Source organism: Cellulomonas sp. NPDC089187, from assembly GCF_040685135.1.
Taxonomy (GTDB): domain Bacteria; phylum Actinomycetota; class Actinomycetes; order Actinomycetales; family Cellulomonadaceae; genus Cellulomonas.
This window is the reverse complement of sequence record NZ_JBFBHI010000002.1, coordinates 372,231-392,885: the sequence shown is the minus strand read 5'-3', so window position 1 is coordinate 392,885 and position 20,655 is coordinate 372,231. Positions and strand designations below refer to the sequence as shown.

Here is a 20,655-nt window from a genome sequence, read left to right as displayed (position 1 = left end):
GGACGCCCCGGGCCCACCTTCCCCTGTGGGCAGCCGAGATCCGCCTCACCCAGCGAAGGACGGGTACTGCACGTCGTCGGCCACCGCGACCCAGCTCGGCCCAGAACGGGAGTAGATCTGGTCGTCGGCGTTGCTCAGGTACACCACGCTGTCCCCCTTGCCGCCGGCGATGTCCACCGGGTCGGAGATCGCGCCGCGGGCCTCCGCTGTCCCGGCGAGCGGCACCAGGTGGTACACCGCGCTGGTCACCGAACCGGAGACGCCCAGCACCCCGAGCGAGGACTCATCGACCCACACCACCCGGGTGGCATCGACCAGCGTCGCGCCCACCCGCTGCGCCGGGCCGACCGACTGAGGCGTCCCGGAGTCGTCACGCAGGATGGCGGCCACGTCAATGCGAATCCCGTCAGCACCGTCGGAGACCACCGCGATCCGGCTGGCGTCCCGAGCGACCCGTAGCGAGCGGATCTCCCGGTCACGCAACCAGTCCACATCCATCCGCAGCACATCGCCGCCGTCATCCACCGCGATCAGCTCGTCACCGTCACCGCGTGCGGTCCATACCCACCCCCACCGATCGACCGAGGGCGGCAGCAGCGCTGCGGTGTCCGTGTACAGGGTGCGCGTGTTGACGCCCTCCACCGGCAGAGTGGTGAGCCGTGCCGGGCCGGACAGTCCCACCCGGAGCTCACCGCCGGGCTGGCGAGCGGGCGAGCGCAGGTCCAGTCCGGCGAGCGAATCGACGCCCTCCACCGGCACGAACTCGCCGTGACTCAGCTGAACCAGGGTGTTGCCTTGGACCGCCTCCAGCGCCCCACCGGGGTCCTGGCCGCGTTCCAGGGTGGCGGCCTGTCCGCCCATCGGCACGCCGTCGGCGGAGACCTCGACCGAACGGACCCGGGCCGGACGCAGCGAGGCCTCCAGCTGAGCCTGCATCAGATCGCGGTCCTCGGGCTCGGCGGGCAGGCCACCGGCAGCGAGGCTCACCGCGGCCACCCCGTCGCCGTCGACCGACACCGCATCGGGTTGCAGGGTCGCTCCCTCGGGAATGGCGGTGCGCACCGCATCCCGCAGCCAGGTCGAGGGCCCGGCGATCAGCGCCCGGACGATCGACGTGGCCAGGTTCCGCAGCGGGAACCATCGGGTCTCCGGCACCAGGAAGCTGCCGTCCTGGGACAGGAAGTACAGCGTGGACGACCGGTAGATCGCCTCGAAGTTCGGCTCGGAGAGCACCACCCCGTCGTCCAGGGCGGAGATGCGCCACTGCCCGTCCGAGTCTTGCACCATCCCGAAGGTCAGGGTCTCCTCCGCGGCGGGACCGGCCTGGGAGTAACGACCGTCCGCATCGATCCGGGCCGCCACCCGGACGGTGACCTGCACCTGGGAGCCATCCAGCCGTAGTTGAGGGCTGGAGGCGGTGGGATAGACCACCACGCGTTCGCGCGGGGTCCAGGAGGTGCGGATCTCTCCGGACAGGTACTCCCGGGCGTTACGGAAGTCGTCGTTCTCGGTTCCTGAGCTGCGCGAGAATCCGGCGGCACTGGCACCGAGGAACCCGCGCACGATGTCCTCCGGGCTGCCGTCCTGGGGCGGCGGGTCACCCAGCGGCTCCACCGACTCCTGCTCGGTCTGCGACTCGACCCCGACCCCGACCGGCCCGGAGGTGGGGATGGCCGCGCAGCCGGCCAGGGCCAGCAGCAGAGCGAGCACCACGGCCAGGCGTCGGGTCATCGGTCCGATCCCTTCTGGTGGGCGGCGCGCTCGGCGGCGGCCTCGGCGCGGATCTGGGCGTCGCGCACGGCCTGGGCAGCTCGGGCGCGTTCGACGATCTCCAGCGAACCGGTCACCGCGGGCAGGTCGGGAAGCGCAGCGGGGTCGGAGCCGTCCGGGGGGAGGGCCTCCAGGGGGCCCTCCTCGGACAGGTCGTCCTCCGGTTGCAGCGGCAGCGGCGATCCGGTCAGCGCGATCCCGGCGCGCAACGGCAGCGTCAGTCGGAAGCAAGCACCGTGACCCGGTCGACCCCAGGCCTCCAACCACCCGCCGTGCAGGTGCGCGTCCTCCAGGGAGATGGCCAGGCCGAGTCCGGTGCCGCCGGTGGTGCGGGCTCGGGCCGGGTCGGCACGCCAGAAGCGGTCGAAGACATGGTCGGCCTCATCGCGGGTCATGCCGATCCCGTGGTCGCGGACGGTCACCGCCACCGCCCTGCCGTCCATCGCCACAGTCACCTGCACATCGGTGCCGTCGGCGTGTTCGATCGCGTTCACCAGCAGATTGCGCAGCACCCGCTCGACCCGGCGCGGGTCGATGTCAGCCACCGTCGGTTTCTCGGGCTGCACCACGCTGAGCCAGGAGCCCTTGCGCTCGGCCAGGGGTACGGCCTGGTCCACCGCGGCGGAGACCACATCGCGCAGGTCCCGGGCCTCGACGTCCAACATGGCCGCCCCGGCGTCGAACCGGCTGATCTCCAACAGATCGGCCAGCAAGTCCTCGAACCGGTCCAGCTGGGTCTGCATCAGCTCAGCGGAGCGCCGCAGCACCGGGTCCAGCTCGTCCCGGGAGTCGTAGAGCATCGTGCCGGCCATCCGCACGGTGGTCAGCGGGGTGCGCAGCTCGTGGGAGACATCGGAGACAAAGCGCCGCTGCATCGCCGACAGGTGCTCCATCCGCAGGATCTGCTCCTGGAGGGTGTCGGTCATCGCGTTGAAGGAGCGACCCAGGCGGGCCATCTCGTCCTCGCCCCGGACCTGCATCCGTCGGGTGAGGTCGCCGTCGGCGATCTGCTCGGCGGTCTCGGCCGCCTGTTGCACCGGTCGCACCGCCTGCCGGGTGACGAACCACGTCATGCCGACCAGGATCGCCACCAGCACCGTGGCCCCGATGGCCAGCACACCCTGCAGGAAGGACAGCTGCTCCTGTTCGGCCTGCAAGCTGTACAGCAGGTAGAGCTCATAGGACCCGGCAGCGGGCACCGTCACCGCCTGGCCGACCATAACGGCGGGTTCGATGCCGTCCTCTGTCGGCCACCCGACGGACTGCCAGCGCTGCCCATCCGCCTCGGCGGTGTCGGCCCGCAGCTCGGTGGAGACCAGCTCAACCATGGCGGAGTCGGTGGAGTTGCCGGTGACCAAAATCGCCTGGCGCTGACCGGGGGTGCGCAGCACGGCGACCTCCCGCTCGCCGGAACCGCCCGCCCGCAGGCCGCGCACCGTGTCATTCAGCAGCTGCTGCACCTCGGGTGAGGTGGTCGCAGTCGAGGCGTCAAAGGTCTCCTGCGCCTGCGCGGCCGCGCGGGAACTCTCCGCCAGCACCTGGTCGATCCGCTGGGTGAACAGCCCGTCGCGCACCGACACCGACAGGTAGCCGCCCAGCACCGCGAGCGCCGCCAACCCTCCGGCGAGGGTCAGCGTGAGCATCCGCAGCTGGAGGGAGGCCCGCCAGGCGTGGGTGAGCCGTCGCCAGCGCCGCCGGAGTCGAACGCCGAACAGCCGCCAGGTCCGCACGACCCGGTGCATGGTCCGCGGCGCGGCGGGCTGGTCGCCGCTCATGAGGTCGTGGTCGGCCCCGCCTTGTAGCCGACACCGCGCACGGTCACCACGATCTCCGGGCGCTCCGGGTCCGCCTCGATCTTGGACCGCAGCCGCTGCACGTGGACGTTCACCAGCCGGGTGTCCGCCGCATGCCGGTACCCCCACACCTGCTCCAGCAGCACCTCACGGGTGAACACCTGCCAGGGCTTCCGGGCGAGGGCGACCAGCAGGTCGAACTCCAGCGGCGTCAGCGCGATCACCGCACCATCGCGGGTGACCCGGTGTCCGGTGACGTCGATGGACAGGTCACCGATCCGCAGGTGCTCCGGGGCGGGCTCATCGGTGCGGCGCAGCCGGGCGCGGACCCGGGCGATCAGTTCCTTGGGTTTGAACGGCTTGGAGATGTAGTCGTCGGCCCCCGATTCCAGGCCCAGCACCACGTCCACGGTGTCGGCCTTGGCGGTGAGCATGACGATCGGCACCCCCGACTCCGCGCGGATCAGGCGGCAGACCTCGGTGCCGTCCCGGCCGGGCAGCATGAGATCCAGCAGCACCAGATCCGGTGCGGAAGCTCGGAAAGCGTCCAGTGCGCCGTCACCGTCGGCGCAGAACACCGGTTCGAATCCCTCCGACCGCAGCACGATGCCGATCATCTCGGCCAGAGCCGTGTCGTCGTCGACCACCAGGACGCGTCCCTTCATGCCGCCATGATGGCATCCGCGCACCCGATCGGGGTGCAGGACGTCGACGTGGCACGATGTCCGCCAGCAGCGACACCGACAGCCAGGAGCCCCGATGACCGGCCCTTCGGAGCAGGACCAGCCCACGCCCGAGCCGCGGTACGGGCAGTACGCGCCCCCGGGATGGCAGGCGCCGGGCAGCAGCACACCCGAGCCCCCGTCGGCAGCGGGGTGGGGCGGAGCTCCGGGCTGGAGTCAGGAGCAGCCGCTGGGGTACCAGCAGCGGCCCACAACGGGCCCAGCGGGCCCAACAGGCTCAGCGGGCCACCCGACGATGCCACCGATGCAGCAGTTCCGGCCGATGGCGGTCCAGCCGGGCATCGTGCCGCTGCGCCCGCTGAGCGTGTGGGAGATCATCGACGGTGCCTTCCGCGCGGTCCGGCACAACCCGAAGGTGATGTTCGGAGTCACGGTGGTCGGGGTGGCGATCTCGGTGCTGATCTCCGCCGTGATCACTTGGTATGCCACGCCGTACACCACGGATCTGCTCCGCGGCATCGATGAGGGGCTGAGCCCGGCAGAGTCGGACCAGTTCGCGTCCCTCTTCGGATCGGCGTACGCCACCGCGTTCTCCCTGCCGGTGAGCTTGGTGTTCACCCAGATCATCACCGGTGTGCTGATCCGTTCGGTCAGTCAGTCGGTGCTCGGCAAGACCATCGCCCCCGGCGAGGTGATGCGCGGTCAGGGCGGACGGTTGGCCCGGGTGGTCGGCTTCACCTTCCTGTCGGTGGTGGCCAGCCTGGCGGCAGGTGCGGCGCTGATCGGCCTGGTGTGGTGGGTCGGGATGGCGAGCCTGGGCGGTGCCATCGCGCTGACGCTCGTCGGTGGCCTGCTGTACCTGCTGGCCGCTCTGTGGTTCTCGGTCCGCACCCTGTTGGTGCCCGCCGGGCTGATGTTGGAGGGCGGTGCGTTCTGGACCACGGTCGCGCGCGGCTGGCGGCTGACCCGTGGCGGATTCTGGCGGTTGACCGGCCTGTACCTGCTGGTCGCCGTCGCCACCGCTGTGGTCGGCGGGATCATCGCGGTGCCCGTCCAGCTGATCGCCACCTTCGCGACCCAGGACCCCACGCTGACCACGCTGCCCGCGGTGGTGATCGCCAGCATCGGCGAGGTGATCGCGACCACGCTGACCACCGTGTTCGCCGCCGGGGCCTATGCGCTCGCCTACATCGACGCCCGGATGCGCAAGGAGGGCCTGGACGTGGAGTTGGCCCGGGCAGCGGCTCAGGACTGACCTGTGCGCCTCGACGTCCCGGTCGACCCCGACGCCGATCAGGCCCGGCAGTGGCTGGAGCGCGAGCTGGCCGACCCGGTCTACCGCGAGCGCCGGAGCCTGTTGCAGCGGTTCTGGGACTGGCTGTCCGATCTGTTCGGCTCCGTGCCGACCGGTGGGCAGGGTGGGCCGTGGTGGTTGCTGCTGGTGGTGGCGCTGGTCGTCGTTGTGGCGCTGGTGGCGTTCCGGGTGGCCGGGCCGGTGCGCCGTGGTGGGTCGGGCGCTGGTCGTTCGGCCCGGGTGATCGACGCGGACGACCGCCGGGACGCCGAGGACCTCCGGGCGGCGGCGAACGCGGCTGCGGCGGCCGGAGACTGGGTGACCGCGGTCGCTGAGCGGTTCCGCGCCCTGGTGCGCGCGCTGGAGGACCGGGCGGTGCTGGACGAACGGCCCGGACGGACCGCCCGGGAGGCCACGGACACTGTGGCGCAGCGGTTGCCCGCCCACGCCGAGGAGCTGCGTTGGGCCAGCCACCTGTTCGACGGTGTGGTCTACGGGCATCACGATGCGTCACCGGCGGACGACGAACGGCTGCGGGAACTGGACCGTGTGGTCGACCGGGCCCGGGTGAGCGTCCGATGACCGCCGTGCTGGGCGACGGCACCACTGCGGCGACGCGGGCTGCCGGACGCTGGCAACGGTGGCGGTGGGTGCTGGTCGCGGTGCTCGTGGCTGCGGTGGCCGGGGTGGCCGCGCTGCTGCCCGAACCACGGACCTCGGCCACCCCGTTGGCACCGGACAACCCCACCGACTCCGGTGGTCGAGCGCTGGCCCAGGTGCTCGGCGACCAGGGCGTCGAGGTCGAGTACGTGCGGACCAGTGCCGCGGCGGTGGCGGCGGCGCGGCCCGGCAGCACGCTGATGGTCACCTCTGACCTCGCACTGAGCCGTGACCAGGTGGAGGCGCTGGCCGGGACCGCCGCCGACCTGGTGTTGCTCGACTCCCCCGCGCTCGCCTCGGCTGCCACCGATGGGCGGATGTCCTTCACCACCACCGGACCGGCTCTGGCCCGGCATACCGCCCAGTGCGCGGACCCGGACGCCCGGGCGGCGGGTGCGGTGCGCGCCGGTGGCGCCGCGAGCACGGGGGTCACCGGTCCGTGGTCGAGCACCCTGTGCTTCCCGTTGGACGACGGGAGCCACGTCTACGGGTCCTGGTCCCAGGATGACCGCCGGATCGATCTGATCGGTGACGCGCTGCTGTTCAGCAACTCCCGGGTCACAGAGGAGGGCAATGCCGCCCTGGCGTTGCGAGTGCTCGGCCGCCATGACCACCTGGTCTGGTACATCCCGGCGCTGGATGATCTGGGCGCGCAGCCCGAGCCGGGGGCTTCGACGGTGACCTCCCTGTTGCCGCCACAGGCGCTGCCGCTGGGGCTGCTCAGCCTGGTGGTGCTGCTCACCGCGGCGATCTGGCGGGGTCGCCGGCTCGGACCAGTGGTGGCCGAACGCCTGCCGGTGGTGGTCCGCGCCGCTGAGACCACCCGGGGGCGGGCCCGTCTGTACCGCCGCGGCCGCGCGCATGGCCACGCCGCCGCCGCCCTGCGTGCCGGTGCCGCCGACCGCTGCGCCCGCCGCCTGGGTGTGCCCAGCTCCGCAGCACCGGAACACCTGATCGACGCCCTGGTCCGGGCCACCGGACGGGATGCCACCACCCTCGGCGCGCTGCTGTACGGCCCGCCACCCACCGACGACGCGGGCCTGCGCACCCTGGCCCGGCAGCTGGACGATCTGGAGAGCGAGGTCCACCACCCGTGAGCGAACCGCATGCCACCACCCCCGACCTGCGCGAGGCGCTGACCGCCCTGCGCACCGAGGTCGGCCGCGCCGTCGTCGGACAGGACGCTGCGGTCACCGGCCTGGTGATCGCCCTGCTGTGCCGCGGACACGTGCTGCTGGAGGGGGTGCCCGGCGTCGCCAAGACCCTGCTGGTGCGCACGCTGTCCACCGCACTAGACCTGCGCACCGCCCGGGTGCAGTTCACCCCAGATCTGATGCCCGGCGACATCACCGGCTCCCTGGTCTACGACGCCCGCACCGCCGAGTTCTCCTTCCGGGAGGGTCCGGTGTTCACCCATCTGATGCTCGCGGACGAGATCAACCGCACCCCGCCCAAGACTCAGGCGGCGCTGTTGGAGGCGATGGAGGAGCGGCAGGTGTCGGTGGACGGCACACCCCGACCGCTGCCGGACCCCTTCGTAGTGATCGCCACCCAGAACCCGGTGGAGTACGAGGGCACCTACCCGCTGCCGGAGGCGCAGCTGGACCGGTTCCTGCTGAAGCTGACCCTGCCGTTGCCGCAGCGCGCGGAGGAGATCGAGGTGCTGTCCCGGCACGCCCGCGGCTTCGACCCGCGCGACCTGACGGCGGCCGGGGTGCGACCGGTGGCCGACGCGGCCCTGCTTGGCCGTGCCCGCGCGGAGGTGGCCCGGGTGCAGGTGGCCCCGGAGGTGCTGGGCTATCTGGTGGACGTCGTGCGGGCGACCCGGCAGTCGCCCTCGCTGTCGCTGGGTGTCTCCCCCCGTGGTGCGACCGCGCTGCTGGCCACTGCCCGGGCCGGGGCCTGGCTGTCCGGCCGGGAGTTCGTCACGCCGGATGACGTGAAGGCGCTGGCGCATCCGACCCTGCGGCACCGGGTGCAGCTGCGCCCGGAGGCCGAGCTGGAGGGGGTCACCGCCGAGTCGGTGCTGGACGGCGTGCTGGCCTCGGTGCCGGTGCCCCGCTGAGACGACCTGGCTGAGATATGACCCTGACCTGGCGCGCGGTCGTGCTGACCGCCCTCGGTGTGGTGCCGGTGCTGCTGTTCCCGGCATCGGGCACCGTGCTGGTCTGGGCGCTGCTGGTGCTGGCCCTGTGCGTGCTGGACGCCGCGTTGGCGGCCTCGCCGCGTCTGGTGGCGATGCTGCGCGAGGCCCCGGATGCCAGTGTGCGGTTGCACCAGCCCGCTCAGTCGCGGTTGCTGCTGACCCACACTGGGCGTCGACGGCTGCGCGGGCTGGTCCGTGATGCCTGGCCGCCCTCGGCGGGTGCGGTGGCGAACCGGCATCTGGTGTCGCTGCCGCCGGGGGAATCGGTGCGGGTGCGCACGGCACTGTTGCCGAGCCGTCGGGGCACGCTGCGCGCGGACCGGGTGACCGTGCGCACCGCGGGGCCGCTGGGGTTGGCGGGTCGGCAGGCCTCACTTGTGGTGCCCGGGCAGCTACGGGTGCTGCCAGAGTTCGCCTCCCGTCGGCATCTGCCCAGTCGGTTGGCCCGGCTGCGCGAGATGGATGGCCGTGCGGCGGTGCAGGTGCGTGGACAGGGCACCGAGTTCGATTCGCTGCGTGAGTACGTGGTGGGCGATGACGTGCGGTCCATCGACTGGCGGGCCAGCGCGCGGCGGGCCGATGTGGTGGTCCGCACCTGGCGTCCGGAGCGGGACCGCCGGGTGCTGCTGGTGTTGGACACCTCCCGCACCAGTGCTGCCCGGGTCGGCGACGCGCCCCGGCTGGATGCGCAGATCGAGGCGGCGCTGTTGCTGGCCGCGCTGGCCGGGCGCGCCGGTGACCGGGTGGAGCTGGTCGCCTACGACCGCGCGGTGCGCGCCCGGGTCACCGGCGCGGCCGGAGCACGGCTGATGCCCGCCCTGGCTGAGGCTCTCTCCGACGTCGAACCCGCCCTGGTGGAGACCGAGTGGTCCGGGGTGGTCGGGCAGGTCTCACAGCGGCTGAGTCAGCGGGCGCTGGTGGTGCTGCTGTCCGCCCTGGAACCCGCTGCCGTGGAGGCCGGTCTGCTAGGGGTGATCACGCAGCTGACCTCCCGCCACCAGGTCGTGCTGGCCAGCGTCCGAGACCCGGAGGTGGAGCAGCTGCGCACTGACCGCGACGACCTGATGGCCGCGGCCGCCGCCGAACGCACCGAGCTGGAACGGTCGGCGGTGGCCGGACTCCTGCGCGGCCGCGGAGTGGAGGTGGTGGACGCGCTGCCGGACGACCTGGCACCGCGACTGGCGGACACCTACCTGGCGCTCAAGGCCGCGGGGCGGCTGTAGCGGCGTACTGAGTGCGATACAGCTCGGCGTACAGGCCGTCCGCGGCGAGCAGATCGGTGTGGCTGCCCTGCTCGACCACCCGACCCTGATCGAGCACCACGATGCTGTCCGCATCGCGCACCGTGGACAGCCGGTGGGCGATCACGATGGCGGTGCGGCCAACCAGCGCCTCGGTCAGAGCGCGCTGCACGGCGGCCTCGGACTCGGAGTCCAGGTGTGCGGTGGCCTCGTCGAGGATCACGATCGGGGGTGCCTTGAGCAGCAACCTGGCGATAGCCAAGCGCTGCCGTTCCCCACCGGACAGCCGGTACCCGCGGTCCCCCACCACGGTGTCAACGCCATCGGGCAGCCGGCTGACCAGGTCCCAGATCTGAGCCCGGCGCAGCGCCTGCTCCAACTCCTCGTCGCTGGCACCCGGCTTGGCGTACTCCAAGTTGGCCCGGATGGTGTCGTGGAACATGTGGGCGTCCTGGCTGACCACCCCGATCGCGTCGCGCAGGCTGTCCTGGGTAACGGCGCGCACATCGTGCCCAGCGACCCGGATGGCACCGGAGCTGACGTCGTACATCCGGGAGATCAGCTGGGTGATCGTGGTCTTGCCAGCACCAGAAGGGCCGACCAGGGCGACCAGGTGGCCGTGCGGCACGGTGAAACTCACGTCGTGCAGGGTCTGGCCGGGCGTCTCGGTTTGCAGCCGTGCCACCGACTCCAACGACGCCAGGGAGACCTCTGAGGCCGCCGGGTAGTGGAAGTCGACATGCTCCACCTCCACGGTGGCGGTCGCCGTGATGTCGCCGAGCGGGCGGGCGTCCGGGGCGTCGGCCACGGAGGGCTGGAGGTCCAGCACCTCGATCACCCGCTCGAAGCTGACCAGGGTGGTCATGATGTCCACCTGCACATTGCTCAGGGCGGTGATCGGCCCGTAAAGCCGGGTCAGGTAGCTGGTCAGCGCCACCACGACGCCCACGGTGAGCGAGCCGCGGATCGCCAGCACCCCACCAAGGCCGTAGACGATGGCCACCGCCACCGCCGCCACCAGGGTCAGGCCGATCCGGAACACCGCGGAGTACAGGGCACTGGTGATCCCGATGTCCCGCACCCGCGAGGCACGCTGGTGGAAGACCCGGGTCTCGTCCGCGGTGCGGCCGTACAGCTTGACCAGCTGGGCACCGGCCACGTTGAAGCGTTCGGTCATGGTCTGGCCCATCACCGCGTTGAGCTGGTAGCTCTCCTGGGTGACCGCGGCCAATCGGCGGCCCATCGCCCGCACCGGCAGCACGAACACCGGCAGCAGCACCAGCGAGACCAGGGTGATCTGCCAGGACAGCGACAGCATGGCCGCGATCACCAGCACCACGGTCAGCAGATTGGAGACCACATTGGACAGCGTGGAGGTGAAGGCCTGCTGCGCGCCGAGCACGTCACCGTTCAACCGTTGGACCAGTGCGCCGGTCTGGGTCCGGGAGAAGAACGCCAGGGGCATCCGCTGCACCTGGTCGAAGACTTGGGTGCGCAGATCGAGGATCAGGCCCTCGCCGATCTTCGCCGACAGCCACCGGGAGGCCAGGGTCAGTCCGGCCGAGACGATCGCCAGCACCGCCACCACCCCGGCCAGTGCCAGCACCACACCGGTCCGCCCGGTGGCGATGCCCTGGTCGATGATCCGCTGGTAGAGCAACGGGGTGGCGGCACCGATCCCGGCGTCGACGGCCACCAACGCCAGGAAGATCGCGATGGTGCCGCGGTAGGGGCGGGCGAAGGTGAGGATGCGGCGCAGGACGTCGCGGGTGAGCTTCTTCTGCGTGACGGTGGGATCGAGGCGGAAGGATCGGAACATCGCCGGCCCGCCCGGGGAGTGCATCGACATGGCGGCCTCTCGGAACGTTTTTAGTGAGTCTACCTCTCAATGTTCTGCACTCGCTATTCTGTTCCCATGCGTGAGCACGACCACACCACCGACGGCGACGAACTCTTCTGGCTGCTGCGCACCACCCTGCGCCGGATGCGCCGCGAGGTCCGCGAGAACCTCAGCCCGGTAGAGCTGACCCCTGCCCGGCACCGGATGCTGCGTGTCCTCGCCCGGGCCGGCGAACCACAACGCCAGACCACCCTGGCTGGCTGGCTGGACGTGGTGCCCCGCTCCATCACCTCACTGGTGGACGATCTGGAACATGCCGGCCTGGTCGACCGCTCCCCCGACCCCACCGACCGGCGCGCCACCCTGGTGTCCCTGACCGACCGCGGCCGCGAGGTGCTCGCCACCGCCGATGCCGAACGCCGTCGGCGCGCGGAGGAACTCCTGTCCCGGCTGGACCAGGCGGAACGCGCCGAGCTGCTGCGCCTCCTGCACCGCCTGGCGGACGACTGAGTCAGTTCTCCGGGTCGGGCACCCCGAAGGGCAACCGCCGCAGACGCGCCCCGTCCTGCTGCTCGCCCGTCTCAGCCCGCCGCAGGGCGCGATAGTCCCGGTCCCGGCGACTGGCCACGACCGCGGCCAACACCTGCTCCGGATGCGCCCAGGCCGGTGGGGGCGGCGACACGTGCGCCAGCACCTCGGTCGCCAACCGCCCACCCAGATCCGCGCGCGAGGTCGGATGCAGACCCGGCGCGCGGACCAGGAACTGCCGCACCGAGAGCGCCAGACCGTCCGGCAACCGCCCCACATCGGCCACCGCCGCCCAGCCCGCCAGCGCAGGGGGCATCGGCACCACGGCGCGCGCCGTCACCGTGGACCGCACCCGGATCGCGTAGGTCCCGGCCAACAGATCACCCACCCGCTTGCCCTGCGGATGGACCAGCGAACAGATCAGCGCCACCGACCCCACGGTCAACCAGAGTTCCAGCACCCCGACCAACGCCCGGACCAGCGCCTGCCGGAATCGCACCGGACCGCCGTCGTCCCGCACGATCCGGATCCCCACCGCCAGCTTGCCCAGCGACCGCCCCCGGGTCAGGGTCTCCACCGTGGTCGGCACCACGACAAAGAACAGCACGATCAGCACCACGCTCAGGATCCGGGTCCCGTCCTCCCCGATCCCGCCCCCGATGGCGAGGAAGCCCAGCAGGACCAGCACATACGCCAGCGCGGTGACGACCACGTCGATCACCCCGCCCAGCGCCCGGGTGACGAAGGACGTGGGCTGGTTCTCCAGCAGCACACCCTCACCGATCACCACGCCGTCGCGCGTGTCGAGTGACATCGCCCGTCTCCTGCCGTCCGGTCCGTCGTGGCCGGGCCTAGGGTATCCAGGGTGGACATCGACGCCTTCCTCGCCGTGCGCCGGCCCACCTGGGAACGGCTGGACCAACTGGCCCGCCGCTCACGTCTGACCGGTGCGCAGGCCGACGAGCTGATCCGGCTCTACCAGTCCGCCGCCACCGACCTGTCCACCGTGCGCTCAGCCGCCCCCGACCCGGACACCGTGACCCGCCTGTCCCAGAGTCTGGCCCGGGCGCGGGCCACCATCGCCGGTCGGCACGAGCCCGCGTGGCGGGATGTCACCGGGTTCCTGGCGGTGTCACTGCCCGCCGCGCTGTACCGGATCCGCTGGTGGTCGATCACGGTGACCCTGGTGTTCCTCGCCCTGGCCACGCTGAGCGGGTGGTGGGTGGCCACGCAGCCCGGCGTGCTGGACGCGATGATGACGCCGGAGCAACAGCAGGAGTACGTCGAGACGGCCTTTGCCGAGTACTACGACCCGGGGGCCGGATTCGCCGGGGTGGTGTGGACCAACAACGCCTGGATCGCTGCGGTGTGCATCGGGATCGGTATCACCGGGATCGGCCCGGCGTACATCCTGCTCACCAACGCGGTCAGCGTCGGGTCGATGGGCGGGCTGATGGCCGCCCACGGCAGCCTGGACACCTTCTTCACGCTGATCGCCCCGCACGGCCTGCTCGAGCTGACCAGCATCTTCGTCGCCGGGGCGGCGGGCTTGCGACTGTTCTGGGCCTGGATCTCCCCAGGCGGCCGTCCCCGGTCGCGGGCCCTGGCCGAGGAGGGCCGGGCATTGATCACCGTGGCGATCGGGCTGGTGCTGACGCTGTTCATCTCCGGGCTGATCGAGGGATTCGTCACCGGGTCATCGCTGCTGTGGTGGGTGAAGATCGCCATCGGCGCGCTCGCCCTGGCGGCATTCTGGGCCTACACCCTGGTGCTCGGCGGGCGGGCGGCCCGGGCCGGGCACACCGGGGACCTGAGCGAGGACGAGGCCGGCTACACCGTCGCGGTCGCGGGCTGAGGTGGCAGCGGCGGACGCAGCGCGGGATGCACCGCCCCCAGCCACAGCTCGGCGGCACCCAGCGGTGCAGTGAGCACCGGCCGGAAGCCCAGGGCGGTCAGATCCGCCACCTGTGCCGGGTCGACGGTCACGGCGAAGGTCTCCCTGCCCGCGGCCAGCTCCGTGGTGATCACCGGCGACAGCAGCTCGGCCAGCACGTCGAGCCGTTCCGGGCCGTCCCGGTTGTCGGCCAGCATGATCAGCACACGCTGGGCGCTCGACCCGCGCAGCACCGCGATCAGCTCCGAGGTGGCCGCGATGATGGACCGCAGCGGTGCCTCGGCGGGAATGTCGGTCGCCGGTGCCGGGACACCCAGTTCACGGGCGACCACCCGGTGCAGGTCCAGCGCCAGTCCGTGGGCGTCCGGCGGCATCCACACCGCGGCCGCCGCCACCTCGGAGGGTTGATCATCATCGGCCCGGGCATACCAGACCTCGCCGTGTTCCAGACCACCGTGGCTGAGGATCAGCCGGGTGGCCGGTGCGGCCTGGGTGGGATCGCCGGGCTCATCGCGTCGGCCATCGCCGTCCAGGTCGATGAACGGGCGATGCTCCTGCATCAGGCGGGCGATCGGGTTCACATCCACCAGACCGGCACGGGACACGGTCCAGCCGGTCGCCGGGACGTCGGCGTCGGGGGTCAGTCGGTGGTGCAGCACGGCACCAGGCCACCATTCCCGACTGGGAGAACGCTGGACGTCGAGGCAGATCACCTCCATGCCTCCACCGCACGACGCACCACCGGCAGCAGCAGCTTCTCCAGCCGCAACAACCCGTACAGGATCGCCCCGGCCGCCAGCGCGACCACGGGTCGGGTCAGCCACCACACCGCGGTCCACGGCTCCGGGACGGCCACCCCGAGGGCGAAGATCATCACCCCGGTGAGCAGGAACATCGCGGTCAGGTGCCACAGGTAGAGCCCCATTGAATGCGTGTTCGCCCACCTCACCAGTCGGGAGCGCGCAGCTCGCTCGGTCAGCAGCGGCCGCAGTGCCAATGCCCCGGCGACCTGGGCCACCGCGAAGGTCAGCACCGGCGCGGTGGGCGGGGCCAGATTGGAGACCGCGTCCCCGGGCATCCCAATCAGCGACATCGGATAGGGGCCGACCGCGATCAGCAGCACCGTGGCGATCAGCGCACCGAGGGCGAGCACCGCGGCACGGGTCGGAGCCGGACGACGACCACGGGTGTCCAGCAGACCGATCAGGTACGGCACCACCCAGACCAGCACCAGGTTGGCGTACCCAGCCCCGTCGATCCCGGCACCGAAGCGAAGCATGTCCACCGCGAGCGCCCCGGCACCGAGCACCATCGGCACCCGCCAACCCCACCGGTCCCCCGCCCGGGCCAGAGCCGGGGTCAACGCCAGCAGCACGACCTGGACACCGAGGAACCACAGTGGCTGTGGGGCGATCCGCGCCGCCTGGTGCACCGCCGCCGAGGGCACCCCGATCTCCGGCAGCAGCGCGATGAGTCCGGCCCACACCACCGCGAAGCACCCCACTGCCGGCAGCATCGCCTGCACCCGGCCGGTGACGAATCGACGGGCACCGGAGGCTTTGCGCCAGCTGTGTCCGGCGGCGACCCCTGCGGCGTAGAACAGCACCGGCAACGGTTGCAGCCAGGTCAACACCCAGGCCCCGCCGTGACCGAGCGCATTACCGATCACCAGGCGGTCCCCGGTCCAGGCCGCCTCGACCATCAGCCAGTGCAGCGCGACCACGGCCAGGATGCCCACCGCGCGGATGCCGTCGGTGTAGTGGTCCCGGCCGACGCGGGCGGGTGCCGGTCGGGTCAGGGTGTTCGACCGGTCCAGGACCGGTGGCGTGAGGGTGGCGGTCATGACGCTCCTCCTGCGGAGCCGCGTGGGGCGCGGGCACCCGACTTTCGGGTACCTGACCAGCCTGTTCGCCCGCACCGATCCCGGACATGGAGAAGCCCGCCGGACCTCCGGCGGGCTTCTCCCGAATCGGTGTGGGGTTATCCCCCGGTCGCGCTCAGATGCCGAGGTTGAGATAGCGGAGCACGGCCAGCACCCGCCGGTTGTCACCGGAGTCCGGTGGCAGGTCGAGCTTGCCGAAGATGGAGGTGACGTGCTTCTCCACCGCCCCGGCAGACAGGTAGAGCTTCTCCGCGATGGCGGCGTTCGACCGCCCCTCGGCCATCATCTCCAGCACCTCGGTCTCCCGAGGGCTGAGCCGGGCCAGGCCCGGATCGATCCGAGCCGCACCCATCAACTGACCCACCACCTCCGGGTCCAAAACGGTCTGACCGGCGGCGATCCGCTCCAACGCGTCCAGGAAGTCCCGAACCTCGGCCACCCGATCCTTGAGCAAGTAGCCGGTGCCACGGGCGTCGGCACCGAAGAGTTCGGTGGCGTAGCTGGTCTCCACGTACTGGGAGAACAGCAGCACCCCCACCCCGGGATGGTCCCGACGTATCGCGAGCGCGGCACGTAGGCCCTCGTCGGTGAAGGTCGGCGGCATCCGCACGTCCAGCACCGCCACATCCGGCGGTTCGGGCAGGGCCGGGATCTCAGCCAGCAGCGCCTCGGCATCCGGTCGCGCGGCCAGCACCTGGTGGCCACGTCGGGTCAGCAGGGAGACCAGGCCGTCGCGCAGCACCGCCGAGTCCTCGGCGATCACCACCTTCAACGGGGTCATCGGGCACTCATCGGCAGGTTCACGGTGATCACCGTAGGCCCACCGGCGGGGCTGTCGATCTCCAGCGTGCCGTCCACCGCAGCGGCGCGGTCGCCGAGTCCGGCCAGCCCGGAGCCGCCGGAGGCACCGGGCAGCCCCAGCGCCGCGCCACCGCGACCGTTGTCCGTCACCTGCACCACCAGGCGTCGCCGCCCACCGGAGACGTCCACTGCGGCCCGATCAGCCGCAGCGTGCTTGACCGCATTGCTCAGCAGCTCCGCCACCGCGTAGTAGGCGATGGCCTGGATCTCCGGGTCGGGCTCGCGGCGCAGTTCGGTCCGCACGGCCACGGTCAGCGGGCAGCGGGCGGCCAAGGTGGTCAGCGCCACCGCCAGTCCGTCGTCCAGTGCGGGCGGGTGGATACCCCGGGCGATCTCCCGCAGCTCGGTGAGCGTCTCCTTCAGTCCGGCATGCGCGGCCCCCAGCAGAGCAGCGGACTCCGGGTCAGGTCCTTCGGACAGCCGGTCCTTCACATCACCGATCTGCATCGCCACCGCCACCAGACGGGCCTGCGTGCCGTCGTGCAGGTCGCGCTCGATCCGACGCAGCCGAGCATCGGCATCCTGCACCGCAGCACTGCGGGTCCGCTCCAGGTGCGCGACGCGCAGGCTGTTCTCGGTCGGCCCGAGCAGTCCGCGACTGAGCCCACGGAACATCGCGGCGAAACCGCGGGTGAGGTACCACCCGGCCACCAACACCAGCACGCCGACGCCCACCATCAGCCACTGCCGGGGAGCGGTGTCGATGAAGTAGCTGTCACCGAAGGACGCCCCGCGGTGCATCGTGCCGTCCGGGGCCTGTTGCTCGGGCAGGAACCGGGACCAGACCCAGTGCGTGATCCCGCCCAGCCCGACAGCCAGGAAGGTCGTGGACACGATGCTCGCCAGCATCGACAGCGGCCAGGCCACCAGCCCGAACAGCAGCGCGCGCCACCCGGCCGGGTCGCTCCACCACCCGACCAACCGACGCCAGAAGCCGTGCACCTCGCGGGGCGCCGGCGGAGCCGGGACGTCGATTCCCAGCATCGACCGCCCCAGCGAGCGGAACGCACCCCCGAATCCACGGGCACCCACCACCATCGCCGCGGGGACGATCAGTCCGACCACCGTCACCAGCAGCCCTGCCGACACCGACACGATCGCGATCAGATACGCGAACACGACCGAACTGAGCACCAGCGTCACAAGGAAGTAGGCGAGCTCGCGCCACACCCGACCGGGCAGTGTGACCCGGTCGGTCGGGGGCACGCTCGGAACGGCACGGGTCGCGGGCTCGACGGGCGACGGGGCGCTCTGCTCCGCCGCGCCGGAGTCGGCGGATGTGGTCGGCAGCGGCTCGGTGGGCTGCGAACCGGTGGTGCTGGTCATCATGTGCTCCTCAGGGTGGATCGTGACCATCATCGTCGCGTCCGGCAACGGGGGCGGAACACCCGGCCATCCGGTCGGATCTAGTGGGGTTATCCCCCGCAGCGACGGCCCCGGCACACCCCTAGGGCCGCCACCTCTGGCCACCACGGACCAAGGTCCCGCGTCACGAAACGGTAACGATCCAAGACTAGGTAAAGTCGCAGGTCATTCGGCCTTTACCTGGGTAAAATCGCCCGAACCTGCGCCCGATTTTCGGCTACCTCATTCGCCATACGGCACGAACTGGTGAATGGTGGTTGCTGACCAGATCAACGAGTTGGTCGGCACAGAACGCCAGATCTCGGCCCTCGCGGCGCCCCGGACGGGGCTGCGAAGCGGGGGCCGATCCGCGTTCGAGGGCCGGGCCGGCGCGCGACACCCGTCGCACGTCGCGACCGCCCGCTGGGGGTTGCCGACCGCAGATGCGCGACTGGTGCGGGTTGTCCTGAGCTCCGCCCGGAGTTCCGGCCCCCGGTCCGCGCGTCACGGACGTGACGAGGTGAATGAGTGACGGGACTGCGCGTCGAAGGCGTGTACAAGGTGTTCGGGCGACGACCGGAGCAGGCGGTGCGCCGCCTGCGTGAGGGTGCCGGACGTGGGGACGTCAAGCAGTGGGGTACCGCTGCGGTGATCGACGCCAACCTGGAGATCGCCTCCGGGGAGACCTTCGTGGTGATGGGCCTGTCCGGCTCCGGCAAGTCGACCCTGATCCGGATGCTGAACGGACTGTGGAAGCCGACCGCCGGGCGAGTCCTGCTCGGCGACGACGACCTCAGTGCGGTCAGCCCGGCCCAGCTGCGCGAGATCCGCCAGCGCAAGGTGTCGATGGTGTTCCAGCACTTCGCCCTGCTCCCGCACCGCACAGTGCTGGACAACGCCGCCTACCCGCTGGCGCTGCAGGGCATGGCCAAGGATCAGCGCAATGCCAAGGCCCGCGAGGCGCTGGGCATGGTCGGGCTGGACCAGTGGACCGACCACCTGCCGCACGAGCTGTCCGGCGGGATGCGCCAGCGCGTCGGCCTGGCCCGCGCCCTGGCCGCGGACACCGACATTCTGCTGATGGACGAGGCGTTCTCCGCCCTGGACCCGCTGATCCGACGCGAAATGCAGGATCAGCTCCTGGAGCTCCAGCAGACCCTGGGCAAGACCATCGTCTTCATCACCCACGACCTGAACGAGGCGATGTACCTCGGCGACCGGATCGCAGTCATGCGGGATGGCCGAGTGGTCCAGGTTGGCACCAGTGAGCAGATCCTCTCCGACCCCGCCGATGAGTACGTGGCGCAGTTCGTCGCCGACGTCGACCGCACCCGGGTGCTCACCGCCAGCTCGGTAATGCGTCGCCCGGCCGCGGTGGCCAGCCTGAACGCGGGGCCCCGTCTGGCGCTGCGCACCATGCGCGAGCAGCAGGTCGCCGCCGCCTATGTGGTCGACCGAGCACGCCGGCTCCAGGGCATCATCCGCGACGAGGACGCCGTCAAGGCCACCCGGGATGGTGCCGAGACCCTGGTCGGCCGGGTCGACACCAGCCTCAGCTCGGTCTCTGCGGACACCCCGCTGTCCGATGTCTTCGCCCCCGCCGCCGAGTCCCCGCTGCCGGTGCCGGTCACCGACGAGCAGGGCCGTCTGGTCGGTGTGATCCCGCGCGTGACCCTGTTGGAGGCGATGGTGCCGCCGGAGAGCAGCACCCCGCCCGAGGGCACCCCGGTGGTCGATGCCGTCGCCCCGCAGGCCACCGAGATCGAGGAGGTGCGCGCATGAACTCCGCCGACATCGCCTCCTGGCTGCCCCGGCTCCCGCTCGGCGAGTGGGTCGACACCATCGTCACCTGGGTCACCACCACGTTCAGCGGCCTATTCAAGGTGATCCGGTCCTTCCTGACCGGTGCCTACGACGGCCTGGACACCGTGCTCAGCGCCCCGCCGTTCTGGCTGATCATCCTGGCGCTGGCTCTCATCGCGCTCTTCGCCAAGGGCTGGAAGCTCGCCGTCGGCACCCTGATCGGCTTCGTGGTGATCGCCGCGGTCGACCAGTGGAGCAATGCGATGGACTCCCTGGCCCTGGTGATCCTGGCCAGCGTCGTCGCGCTGGTGCTGGCTATCCCGCTGGGCATCTGGGCCGCCCGGAACGACCGGGTGTCCCGGGCGATGCGGCCGGTGCTCGACTTCATGCAGACCATGCCCGCCTTCGTGTACCTGATCCCCACCGTGGTGATCTTCCGGGTCGGGGTGGTGCCGGGCATCGTCGCCACCGTGATCTTCGCGATGGCACCGGGTGTGCGGTTCACCGAGCTCGGCCTGCGCCAGGTCGACCGTGAGGTGGTGGAGGCCGGTCAGGCCTTCGGGTCCACCGACGGGCGCATCCTGCGCCAGATCCAGCTCCCGCTGGCAATGCCCACCATCATGGCGGGCGTGAACCAGGTGATCATGCTGGCCCTGTCGATGGTGGTCATCTCCGGCATGGTCGGTGCCGGTGGTCTGGGTGGCGACGTGGTCGCCGCACTGAACCGGGTCAACATCTCCCTCGGCTTCGAGGCCGGTCTGGCCGTGGTCATCCTCGCGATGTTCCTGGACCGGGTCACCTCCGCTTTCGGCACGAAGTCGAAGGTCGCCCAGGCGGTCGCCGCCTCCTCCGCCTCGCGTTGATCGCGCAGGCCCCACAGCTACTCCGACATCCCCCACCACGGGGCGGCCCGATG

The 20,655-nt window shown here is 71.3% G+C and carries 18 protein-coding genes; 9 read left to right on the top strand and 9 right to left on the bottom strand.

What is annotated here, in order from left to right:
* Positions 1-45: 45 nt before the first annotated feature.
* Genes AB0N78_RS06080 through mtrA form a run of 3 tightly spaced genes read right to left on the bottom strand, consistent with a single transcriptional unit; the run spans position 46 to position 4,228 of the window.
* Complete coding sequence (locus AB0N78_RS06080) at positions 46-1,731, bottom strand: LpqB family beta-propeller domain-containing protein (RefSeq protein ID WP_363387062.1); 1,686 nt, start codon at positions 1,729-1,731, stop codon at positions 46-48.
* Positions 1,728-3,545, bottom strand: a complete 1,818-nt coding sequence (mtrB, locus tag AB0N78_RS06075; protein WP_363387060.1) for an MtrAB system histidine kinase MtrB — start codon at positions 3,543-3,545, stop codon at positions 1,728-1,730. Before mtrB ends, AB0N78_RS06080 begins: the two co-directional genes overlap by 4 nt.
* A complete protein-coding gene (gene mtrA / locus AB0N78_RS06070; RefSeq protein WP_363387058.1) occupies positions 3,542-4,228 on the bottom strand; it encodes an MtrAB system response regulator MtrA in 687 nt (228 codons plus the stop codon). The genes mtrB and mtrA overlap by 4 nt, the downstream gene beginning before the upstream one ends.
* Positions 4,229-4,550: 322 nt before the next feature.
* Here mtrA and AB0N78_RS06065 point away from each other — a divergent pair, with 322 nt between their 5' ends.
* The 5 genes from AB0N78_RS06065 to AB0N78_RS06045 are packed head-to-tail and all read left to right on the top strand — an operon-like array spanning position 4,551 to position 9,569.
* Positions 4,551-5,501 carry a hypothetical protein gene (locus AB0N78_RS06065; RefSeq protein WP_363387056.1) on the top strand — a complete coding sequence of 317 codons (951 nt, stop codon included), beginning with the start codon at positions 4,551-4,553 and terminating at the stop codon, positions 5,499-5,501.
* A 3-nt stretch (positions 5,502-5,504) separates the two neighbouring features.
* Positions 5,505-6,122, top strand: coding sequence for a DUF4129 domain-containing protein (locus tag AB0N78_RS06060; protein WP_363387054.1), 618 nt, complete (start codon positions 5,505-5,507; stop codon positions 6,120-6,122).
* Complete coding sequence (locus AB0N78_RS06055; RefSeq protein WP_363387052.1) at positions 6,119-7,297, top strand: DUF4350 domain-containing protein; 1,179 nt, start codon at positions 6,119-6,121, stop codon at positions 7,295-7,297. Before AB0N78_RS06060 ends, AB0N78_RS06055 begins: the two co-directional genes overlap by 4 nt.
* Complete coding sequence (locus tag AB0N78_RS06050; RefSeq protein ID WP_363387049.1) at positions 7,294-8,265, top strand: MoxR family ATPase; 972 nt, start codon at positions 7,294-7,296, stop codon at positions 8,263-8,265. Before AB0N78_RS06055 ends, AB0N78_RS06050 begins: the two co-directional genes overlap by 4 nt.
* A gap of 17 nt (positions 8,266-8,282) precedes the next feature.
* Entirely contained in the window at positions 8,283-9,569 is a 1,287-nt protein-coding gene (locus tag AB0N78_RS06045; protein WP_363387047.1) for a DUF58 domain-containing protein, read from the top strand.
* Here the strand turns inward: AB0N78_RS06045 and AB0N78_RS06040 are convergent.
* Positions 9,547-11,436 carry an ABC transporter ATP-binding protein gene (locus AB0N78_RS06040; RefSeq protein WP_363387044.1) on the bottom strand — a complete coding sequence of 630 codons (1,890 nt, stop codon included), beginning with the start codon at positions 11,434-11,436 and terminating at the stop codon, positions 9,547-9,549. The two genes, AB0N78_RS06045 and AB0N78_RS06040, sit on opposite strands and share 23 nt — an antisense overlap.
* A gap of 66 nt (positions 11,437-11,502) precedes the next feature.
* Between AB0N78_RS06040 and AB0N78_RS06035 the strand changes: the two genes are divergently transcribed.
* Positions 11,503-11,937, top strand: coding sequence for a MarR family transcriptional regulator (locus AB0N78_RS06035; protein WP_363387042.1), 435 nt, complete (start codon positions 11,503-11,505; stop codon positions 11,935-11,937).
* A gap of 1 nt (position 11,938) precedes the next feature.
* On the opposite strand, the gene AB0N78_RS06030 is transcribed toward AB0N78_RS06035, so the two are convergent.
* Complete coding sequence (locus AB0N78_RS06030) at positions 11,939-12,769, bottom strand: RDD family protein (RefSeq protein WP_363387039.1); 831 nt, start codon at positions 12,767-12,769, stop codon at positions 11,939-11,941.
* A 51-nt stretch (positions 12,770-12,820) separates the two neighbouring features.
* Here AB0N78_RS06030 and AB0N78_RS06025 point away from each other — a divergent pair, with 51 nt between their 5' ends.
* Complete coding sequence (locus AB0N78_RS06025; RefSeq protein WP_363387036.1) at positions 12,821-13,810, top strand: stage II sporulation protein M; 990 nt, start codon at positions 12,821-12,823, stop codon at positions 13,808-13,810.
* Here the strand turns inward: AB0N78_RS06025 and AB0N78_RS06020 are convergent.
* The 4 genes from AB0N78_RS06020 to AB0N78_RS06005 all read right to left on the bottom strand — a co-directional run bounded on the left by AB0N78_RS06020 (position 13,786) and on the right by AB0N78_RS06005 (position 17,918).
* Positions 13,786-14,568 carry a hypothetical protein gene (locus AB0N78_RS06020; RefSeq protein ID WP_363387033.1) on the bottom strand — a complete coding sequence of 261 codons (783 nt, stop codon included), beginning with the start codon at positions 14,566-14,568 and terminating at the stop codon, positions 13,786-13,788. The two genes, AB0N78_RS06025 and AB0N78_RS06020, sit on opposite strands and share 25 nt — an antisense overlap.
* Positions 14,559-15,692, bottom strand: coding sequence for an acyltransferase (locus AB0N78_RS06015; RefSeq protein ID WP_363387030.1), 1,134 nt, complete (start codon positions 15,690-15,692; stop codon positions 14,559-14,561). The genes AB0N78_RS06020 and AB0N78_RS06015 overlap by 10 nt, the downstream gene beginning before the upstream one ends.
* 154 nt (positions 15,693-15,846) lie before the next feature.
* Entirely contained in the window at positions 15,847-16,503 is a 657-nt protein-coding gene (locus tag AB0N78_RS06010; protein WP_363388221.1) for a response regulator transcription factor, read from the bottom strand.
* Positions 16,504-16,508: 5 nt separating this feature from the next.
* Positions 16,509-17,918, bottom strand: coding sequence for a sensor domain-containing protein (locus AB0N78_RS06005; RefSeq protein ID WP_363387027.1), 1,410 nt, complete (start codon positions 17,916-17,918; stop codon positions 16,509-16,511).
* A gap of 546 nt (positions 17,919-18,464) precedes the next feature.
* Between AB0N78_RS06005 and AB0N78_RS06000 the strand changes: the two genes are divergently transcribed.
* Both AB0N78_RS06000 and AB0N78_RS05995 read left to right on the top strand, forming a co-directional pair.
* Positions 18,465-19,718 (top strand): glycine betaine/L-proline ABC transporter ATP-binding protein, encoded by a 1,254-nt coding sequence (locus tag AB0N78_RS06000; RefSeq protein WP_363387025.1) that lies wholly within the window; start codon positions 18,465-18,467, stop codon positions 19,716-19,718.
* The gene (locus AB0N78_RS05995; protein WP_363387022.1) at positions 19,715-20,602 is read left to right on the top strand and encodes an ABC transporter permease subunit; all 888 of its coding nucleotides are present in this window, start codon (positions 19,715-19,717) and stop codon (positions 20,600-20,602) included. Before AB0N78_RS06000 ends, AB0N78_RS05995 begins: the two co-directional genes overlap by 4 nt.
* Positions 20,603-20,655 lie beyond the last annotated feature (53 nt).

What these genes read in the sequence shown, in the direction of transcription:
- AB0N78_RS06080 (WP_363387062.1), bottom strand. Translation starts at nt 1,731, where the DNA reads ATGACCCGACGCCTGGCCGTGGTGCTCGCTCTGCTGCTGGCCCTGGCC.
- mtrB (WP_363387060.1), bottom strand. Translation starts at nt 3,545, where the DNA reads ATGAGCGGCGACCAGCCCGCCGCGCCGCGGACCATGCACCGGGTCGTG.
- mtrA (WP_363387058.1), bottom strand. Translation starts at nt 4,228, where the DNA reads ATGAAGGGACGCGTCCTGGTGGTCGACGACGACACGGCTCTGGCCGAG.
- AB0N78_RS06065 (WP_363387056.1), top strand. Translation starts at nt 4,551, where the DNA reads ATGCAGCAGTTCCGGCCGATGGCGGTCCAGCCGGGCATCGTGCCGCTG.
- AB0N78_RS06055 (WP_363387052.1), top strand. Translation starts at nt 6,119, where the DNA reads ATGACCGCCGTGCTGGGCGACGGCACCACTGCGGCGACGCGGGCTGCC.
- AB0N78_RS06045 (WP_363387047.1), top strand. Translation starts at nt 8,283, where the DNA reads ATGACCCTGACCTGGCGCGCGGTCGTGCTGACCGCCCTCGGTGTGGTG.
- AB0N78_RS06040 (WP_363387044.1), bottom strand. Translation starts at nt 11,436, where the DNA reads ATGTCGATGCACTCCCCGGGCGGGCCGGCGATGTTCCGATCCTTCCGC.
- AB0N78_RS06035 (WP_363387042.1), top strand. Translation starts at nt 11,503, where the DNA reads ATGCGTGAGCACGACCACACCACCGACGGCGACGAACTCTTCTGGCTG.
- AB0N78_RS06030 (WP_363387039.1), bottom strand. Translation starts at nt 12,769, where the DNA reads ATGTCACTCGACACGCGCGACGGCGTGGTGATCGGTGAGGGTGTGCTG.
- AB0N78_RS06020 (WP_363387033.1), bottom strand. Translation starts at nt 14,568, where the DNA reads ATGGAGGTGATCTGCCTCGACGTCCAGCGTTCTCCCAGTCGGGAATGG.
- AB0N78_RS06015 (WP_363387030.1), bottom strand. Translation starts at nt 15,692, where the DNA reads ATGACCGCCACCCTCACGCCACCGGTCCTGGACCGGTCGAACACCCTG.
- AB0N78_RS06005 (WP_363387027.1), bottom strand. Translation starts at nt 17,918, where the DNA reads ATGACCAGCACCACCGGTTCGCAGCCCACCGAGCCGCTGCCGACCACA.
- AB0N78_RS05995 (WP_363387022.1), top strand. Translation starts at nt 19,715, where the DNA reads ATGAACTCCGCCGACATCGCCTCCTGGCTGCCCCGGCTCCCGCTCGGC.